7 protein-coding genes and 1 pseudogene are annotated in these 6,727 nt (G+C 68.2%); 3 read left to right on the top strand and 5 right to left on the bottom strand.

Annotated elements, in window-relative coordinates; genetic code table 11:
* The 3 genes and pseudogenes from RJ03_RS37030 to RJ03_RS08900 form a co-directional block, all read right to left on the bottom strand.
* Nucleotides 1-213 (bottom strand): annotated as a pseudogene (locus RJ03_RS37030) (hypothetical protein); the annotation flags it as partial.
* Nucleotides 214-304: 91 nt separating this feature from the next.
* Entirely contained in the window at nt 305-1,117 is an 813-nt protein-coding gene (locus tag RJ03_RS08905) for a class I SAM-dependent methyltransferase (RefSeq protein ID WP_036500058.1), read from the bottom strand.
* Between the two features lie 111 nt (nt 1,118-1,228).
* Nucleotides 1,229-2,296 carry a ParA family protein gene (locus RJ03_RS08900; protein WP_083870688.1) on the bottom strand — a complete coding sequence of 356 codons (1,068 nt, stop codon included), beginning with the start codon at nt 2,294-2,296 and terminating at the stop codon, nt 1,229-1,231.
* Between the two features lie 144 nt (nt 2,297-2,440).
* On the opposite strand from RJ03_RS08900, the gene RJ03_RS08895 reads away from it, so the two are divergent.
* Nucleotides 2,441-3,103 (top strand): phosphate signaling complex PhoU family protein, encoded by a 663-nt coding sequence (locus tag RJ03_RS08895; protein WP_036500055.1) that lies wholly within the window; start codon nt 2,441-2,443, stop codon nt 3,101-3,103.
* Nucleotides 3,104-3,164: 61 nt separating this feature from the next.
* On the opposite strand, the gene RJ03_RS08890 is transcribed toward RJ03_RS08895, so the two are convergent.
* A complete protein-coding gene (locus RJ03_RS08890; RefSeq protein ID WP_036500051.1) occupies nt 3,165-3,722 on the bottom strand; it encodes an RNA 2'-phosphotransferase in 558 nt (185 codons plus the stop codon).
* Between the two features lie 324 nt (nt 3,723-4,046).
* Here RJ03_RS08890 and RJ03_RS08885 point away from each other — a divergent pair, with 324 nt between their 5' ends.
* Entirely contained in the window at nt 4,047-5,555 is a 1,509-nt protein-coding gene (locus tag RJ03_RS08885) for a leucyl aminopeptidase (RefSeq protein ID WP_036500048.1), read from the top strand.
* Between the two features lie 171 nt (nt 5,556-5,726).
* Here RJ03_RS08885 and RJ03_RS08880 read toward each other — a convergent pair whose 3' ends face one another.
* Nucleotides 5,727-6,077, bottom strand: a complete 351-nt coding sequence (locus tag RJ03_RS08880; RefSeq protein WP_036500046.1) for a hypothetical protein — start codon at nt 6,075-6,077, stop codon at nt 5,727-5,729.
* Between the two features lie 411 nt (nt 6,078-6,488).
* Between RJ03_RS08880 and RJ03_RS08875 the strand changes: the two genes are divergently transcribed.
* Nucleotides 6,489-6,727 (top strand): biotin/lipoyl-containing protein (locus RJ03_RS08875; protein WP_036500060.1); only part of this gene is annotated, 239 nt, incomplete at its 3' end.

Below are 6,727 nucleotides of genomic sequence, written 5' to 3'. Positions count from 1 at the left end.
GGCGGGGCAGCGGCTTGCCGTCCACACCCGCGGCGGCGGCAGGCGGCGACCGTCCGGGCCGGTCGGCGGCGGTGGGCAGCCGTTCTGAGCGGCCGACGGGTCGAGAGCCTGATGCTGTGCCGGAGCGAGCGGAGCCGCCGCCGCCTGGCCGGCCGTCAGGCCGAAGCCCGCGATCGCGGCGCAGGCGAGAAGTGCGGCCGTAGTGCGTGTCATGCCGAATCCTTGTCTCGAAAGATGTTGTCCGTCATGGGTTTGGACGCTCCCGAGTCGACGCGGTTCCACCGAACCGGAGATATGAGTCAGCTCACAGCCGAGCGGTGGTGAGGACCATGGTGGCGTACGGCATCGTGAAGCTGCCACCCATCGCGTCGATCGCCTCGCCGACGCCCGCGAGCACCTGATCCACCACCTCGGCCGGAGCCCGCGTCAGCGTGCCCTGAGTGGGCATCTGATCCAGCCACTCGTCACGGGTGTAGCAGTGTTCCCAGTCGAAGCGCCACCGCTGCACGTCGCCGAATCCGCCGGCCTCGCGAATTCCGTTGGCGGAGTTGACGAGTATCGGCTCGTAGGGGTCCACCGCCCGGCCGGGACGGGCCGGCGGACGGAAGGGGGAATCCGGGAGCAGCCTGCGATAGACCTCGGCGAAGGCCTCGGCCACGGCGGGCGGCAGTTCGAAGACGTGCCAGAACAACACCAGCAGCCCGGACGGGCGCAACGCTTGTGCCGCCTTGCGCGCACCCTCGACCGGATCGATCCAATGCCACGCGGTACCGGACACCACCGCGTCGAAGACGCGCCCGGCCGGATCCCACTCCTCCAGCCGGGCCACCTCCACCTGCAGTCCGTCGCGGCGCGCGAATTCGGCCATCCGCGCGTCGGGTTCGACACCCAGCACGGTGCAGCCCGCGGCACGGAACTGCCGCGCTTCGATGCCGGTGCCGCAGCCGGCGTTCAGGTAATTCGGGCCCGGGCTCGACGCGACGATGCGGTCGATCATCGCTTGCGGATAAGGCGGGCGGGTGCGGTCGTATCGAGCCGGGTCGATGCCGAAGGATTCGCCGGTCGACCGGCGCTGGGCGGGCGTGATCGCCGGTGCGGAGGGTTCGGTGGAGGACATGCGGCAACGGTAGGTTGGATAATGTCATCCGTCAACCAAAAGTTGACGATCCAGTAATCGTCAATACATGATTGACGGAAGCAGTCGTGTCGTTGCTCGTATCCGCAGTCCTCACCGTCCCCACGCGAGGGTTATTCGCGTCGTCGCGAGGAAATCCGCCGTCAGTTCGCGCAATGCCAGGAACTGCCCGCCCGTCCCGTATTTCCTTCGCAGACTTCCGAAATCGGTGAACGCGGCCGCGGCGGCGATCTGATTGGAGTCGGGGATGCGGGTCGGGAACAACCGCGGCAGAGTGCGATTGGCCTGCAAGATCTCCAGGGTGGTGCGGTGGACCGCGGACGAACGGCGATACTTGGTGACCACGACGCCCAGCTCCTCCAGCGGATCGCCCCAGCGTGCGGCGAGGTGGCGCAGATGCGCCTGCACCGGCGGAATTCCATAGGTGGACATGATGTCCGGGATGGTGGGGATCAGGTAACCGTCGGACAGCCGCAGGCCGTTCTGGGTGATCGGGCCGAGATTCGGCGGGCAGTCGACGAGGACGTAGTCGTAGTCCTCGAGTACGCCCGACAGCGCCCGGGCCAGCACCGTGGTGGGTTCGCCCTGCCGCAGCGCGGGCATCTCGTCCTGCAGCGCAATCAGTTTCGGCGAGGCGGGCAGCAGATCGACGGTGGTGACCGCATGCATGGGCGACACCTCGTGCTGGATCAGAGCGCGCACATCGGGAGCGGGGCGCCCGGCCAGAGCGGCGGCGAAGACCGCGGCCAGCGTGCCGTCACCGGAATCCAGTTCCATCGCCCGGTTTTCGCCGACCATCATCGCGGTGAGATTGGCCTGGGGATCCAGATCGATCAGCAGGACCCGTTTGTCGAATTCGGCGGACAGGATTTCGGCCAGCGCGGCCGTGGTGGTGGTCTTACCCACCCCGCCCTTCAAATTGAACGTCGCCACCACGTACGGGCGCGAGCGCCCCGGCGTGCGCTCGGCCTCCCAGATCCGTTGCGGCCGTTCCAACCGCAGCACACGGCCGGCCCGGGTGCGCCCCAGCCAGTCGAATCCGTCCTCGTCGGCCGCCGCGTTCGCCGGCTGCGCCGCACCGAGCGAACCCACCTCGACCGATCCCGTGCGCTGCCCGGATGTTGTCTCGCTTCGTAACTCCACCAGCCCGAGACCCTCCATTCACACAACCGTCGGCACGGTGCGCTACACCTTAATGATCGACACCCGCTGCGGCACTGCACGACACCGGCCCGCGAGGCGGATATTCGATGACTTTTCCTGCGATATTGCACGTTCGGCCCGGCGGGCGGCGAAGATACCAGAGTGCGAACGAAATTCTCCTCCGAACTCGCGGCGCTCTCCGACGAGCTCGTTCATATGGCTCGGTTGGCACACGAGGCGGCCGAACGCGCCGCGGTGGCGATCGAGAACGCCGATCTGACCGCTGCCTACGAGGTGTTCGCGCTGGAGGAGAGAATCCAGGCCGAGCACGCCAAATGCGAGGACCGTTCGGTGATCCTGCTCGCTCTCGAGGCGCCCGTCGCGCGGGATCTGCGCAATGTGGTGACCGCCATCCAGATCGCGGAGGATCTGTCCGGCATCGCGGGCGGGCTCAGCCGGGTGGCCGACGGCGTGGTGCGGAAATTCCCGGAACCCGTGGCGCCCGAAGACATCACGCATCAACTCTCGGCGATGGCCGCGGCACTGGTCGACCTCACCGCCGCGGCCATCGCGGTGATCTCGGCCCAGCAGGTGGAACCGGACACCACCCTGATTCCGCCGGATCCGGCGATCGAACAGCTCCAGCAGCAACTGCTGCGCGCGGTCGCCGACGACGGCTGGCAGCACGGCAATGCGATGGCGGTCGAAACAGCGCTGCTGGCACACCATTTCGAACGCTGCGCCGCGCACTGCGTGCGGATCGGGCGGCTGATCCGGTTCTTCCACACCGGCGTACCGCTGTCGGCGCAGACCGACGAGGAGTGAGCGGAACCTACACGCGGGCAGTCGCGCACCGGACTCGAAGCAGTCTGCAGCGGTGCCCAGCTCAGCCTGCGGAATCTCTGATCGCGAGATATATCGGCAGGACCGCATCGACCAACCAGACGCCGTTGCCGGTGCGGTAGAACGACTGTCCGTCGCGAAACATCCGCTCGGCCGCGACGTCGATGATCACCGGGAGACCGTGCCGAGCGCCCACCGCGCGTGCGGTTTCCACATCCGCCGACAGATGGACCGCATGCCGTCGCATCGGGCGCAGCCCCTCCGCCATGATCGCCTCGACCAGGTGCTCGGCCGTGCCGTGGAACAGGATCGACGGCGGTTCCATCGCGGTGTAACCGAGCTCGACGGGAATGGAATGCCCCTGCCGGGCGCGGATCGAGGTCCCGGTCTCGTCGAATTCGTAGCGCTGCTTGTTGTTCCGCGCGACCACCGCGTCCAGCGCGTCGCGGGTGAGCGTCGTTCCGGCCGCATTCGCCTGCCGCAGCAGCGCATCCACCGGCACCCAACCGGCCGCGTCCGGTTCCAGGCCGATCCCCTGCGGATCGTGGCGCAACCACTTCGACAGGCGCTTCGACAAGCGCACAAGTTCTCGATCGTTCATAGTCATCCACCACCACGATGGCATGCCACGGGGTGAGGGCACCAGCGAATTCCCGCCGCAGAGCTCCCAGCCGTGTCCGATTGCGGTCTGCGCGAGCGAGCCTCCGGGTCGGACACTGCCTCCTCCGGCCAGGCCGTTCCCCTGCGTCGCTGACGGGTGTGCGCAGCGGCTTCCGTGGTCACATACGCTGCCACCTCCCGCCGCGTGGCCCCCAGCTATGCCCGATGACGGTGTACGCGGCGGCCTCCGTGGTCACGCAGGCTGCCGCCTCCGGCCGCGTCGCTCCCACCGGTGGCCCCGAATCCCACCCAGTAACCTGGGCGCATGACAGCTGTTGCAGATCGTTCACTCGGCCCGGAACTGGCACGTACCGAGAGCATCGGCCCCGATACCGATGTTCTCGTGGTGGGACTTCTGTCCACCGACGACGGGCCCGTGATCGCCGCGGCCGACGTATTCGACGCGGTGCTCGATGCCGGCACCCGGGAGCAGTTGCTGGCATCGCTGCTGGCCGTCGGCGCGAAGGGTAAGGCCGAGGAACTCACGCGGATCCCGGCGCCGGACGGGCTCGGCGCGACCAGCGTGCTGGCGGTCGGACTCGGCGGGCGTGACGCGCTGGACGCCGAGCAGATCCGCAAGTCCGCCGGTGTGGCCGCTCGCTCGCTCGCCGGCACCGCCACGGCCGTCACGACGCTGTCCGGACTGGATCTGGGCGCCGCCGCCGAGGGCTTCTACCTGGGCGCCTACACCTTCACCACGTTCAAGTCCGACAAGTCGGCGCCCAAGCCGGCCGAACAGCCGCTGCAGCGCGTCGAATTCCTCGTTCCCACAGCCGATTCCGGCGAGGACGAACTCTTCCGCGCCCAGGCCGTCGCCGAAGCGGTGGCGACCGCGCGCGATTTCGTCAACACTCCCCCGAACGCCCTGTTCCCGGCCGAATTCGCCGAGCGCGCAGCCGAATTGGCGCGGGCGGCGGGACTCGACGTGGAAATACTCGACGAGAAGCAGCTGGAGGCGGGCGGTTACGGCGGCATCGTCGGCGTCGGCAAGGGCTCCTCGCGCCCGCCGCGACTGATCCGCATCACCTATTCCGGCGGCGATACGAAGGTCGCGCTGATCGGCAAGGGCATCACCTTCGACACCGGCGGCATCTCCATCAAGCCGGCGGCCAATATGGAGAATATGACCTCCGATATGGGCGGCGCCGCGGCGGTCATCGCGACCACCCTGGTGGCGGCGCGACTCGGACTGCCGATCACGGTCACCGCGACGGTGCCGATGGCCGAGAACATGCCCTCGGCAACCGCCCAGCGTCCCGGTGATGTGCTCACCCAGTACGGCGGCACCACGATCGAGGTCATCAACACCGACGCCGAGGGCCGGCTGATCCTGGCCGACGCGATCGTGCGCGCGGGCGAGGACAACCCGGACTACCTGATCGACGTCGCGACACTGACCGGCGCGCAGATGGTCGCCCTCGGCACCCGCACCCCGGGCGTGATGGGCACCGAGGAATTCCGCGACCGGGTGGCGCGGCTGTCGCAGGAGGTCGGCGAGAACGGCTGGCCGATGCCGCTGCCCGCCGAATTGCGCGCCGACCTGAACTCGAAGGTCGCCGATATGGCCAACGTATCCCCGCACCGCTGGGGCGGCATGCTGGTCGCCGGGACCTATCTCAAGGAATTCGTGCCCGAGGGTGTGCAGTGGGCGCATCTGGATGTGGCGGGCCCGGCCTACAACACCGGCGGACCGTTCGGCTACATCGGCAAGGGCGGCACCGGTGTTCCCGTGCGCACGCTGGTCGCGGTGCTGACCGATATCGCGGGAGAGTAAGCGACACAACAGCATTCGGGATCCCGGTCGGCGGCGCTCATCGTGGCCGACCGGGATCGGCCGGCGCATCGCCCGGACCGGTTCGGCACCGACGCCGGGGTCTGCCCGACCGTGGTCGGCACAGGCGCCTCGCCCTGCTCAAGCGACTTCCGGATATCGGCCCGAAGGCTCCTACTCCGCGGACAGATCCCGGAGATCGGCCTCCAGTGCGCGCTTGCGCTCGATGCGTTTGCGGGCGTCGTAGTCGCGCATGCGCTGTGGGTAGCCGGTGCGGCCGACGTCGTAGACGGGAACCCCGAGGCGGCTCGACAATTGGCGCGCGCCGCGCTCGCCCACGACCCGGCGCGTCCATTCCCCATCGGCGGCGATAAGAATCGCTGTGACATCGGTCACTGTCGTCTTGGGTTCGATATACGCCTCGACACCCACATGGGTGCGCACCCAGTCGGCCAGATAACGAATATCGGAGGCGTCGGCGCCTCTGCCCGCGCGGCCGCCGCGGAAACGATCGAGCAACCCCACGGCCGCCTACCTCCTGGTCGAATGTCGGGTGCGTGCGCTCCCGATCTATCGATAGTGCCAGCTGTCGGGCATTTCGGGCGCACGCCCAGCTCCCTGGAGGACACCGTGTCCGAACCCCGCGGCTACCCGCGGGGTGTCGAACCAGACACGCCGAGCCGGACGATCGACATCGGACCAGCTCTCCGCAGCGGCGCGGATGCTGTGATGTCGCCACGGGCCCGCCGACCGCCCGCCCTGTGGTACGTATCGCAACGGCGAGTGCAAGGATGGAGAACCGGAACAAGAACCGCACGGATCTCCGGTGCCACAGGAATGTTCGGTGGCAGTCGGGTACTCGCCGCGACCCGCGGCGCGCCCCGCCGAGAGACGAACTGTTGTGAACCCGTCGAGCAGTTAGAGGAGTCAACGGACATGGCCTTCTCCGTCCAGATGCCAGCTCTTGGTGAGAGCGTCACCGAGGGCACTGTGACCAGGTGGCTGAAGCAGGAAGGAGACACGGTCGAGGTCGACGAGCCCCTGCTCGAAGTGTCCACCGACAAGGTCGACACCGAAATCCCGTCCCCCGCAGCGGGTGTGCTCACCAAGATCGTGGCCCAGGAAGACGACGTCATCGAGGTCGGCGGCGAACTGGGCGTGATCGGCGACGCCGG

It is taken from the genome of Nocardia aobensis NBRC 100429, from assembly GCF_000308375.1.
Lineage (GTDB): Bacteria > Actinomycetota > Actinomycetes > Mycobacteriales > Mycobacteriaceae > Nocardia > Nocardia aobensis.
The sequence above is the reverse complement of the archived record's forward strand: the minus strand, read 5'-3'. Positions and strand labels throughout refer to the sequence as shown.

Bases quoted from the DNA above. Each gene is read 5' to 3' on its own strand.
- RJ03_RS08905 (WP_036500058.1), bottom strand. From the start codon at position 1,117: ATGTCCTCCACCGAACCCTCCGCACCGGCGATCACGCCCGCCCAGCGC.
- RJ03_RS08900 (WP_083870688.1), bottom strand. From the start codon at position 2,296: ATGGAGGGTCTCGGGCTGGTGGAGTTACGAAGCGAGACAACATCCGGG.
- RJ03_RS08890 (WP_036500051.1), bottom strand. From the start codon at position 3,722: ATGAACGATCGAGAACTTGTGCGCTTGTCGAAGCGCCTGTCGAAGTGG.
- RJ03_RS08885 (WP_036500048.1), top strand. From the start codon at position 4,047: ATGACAGCTGTTGCAGATCGTTCACTCGGCCCGGAACTGGCACGTACC.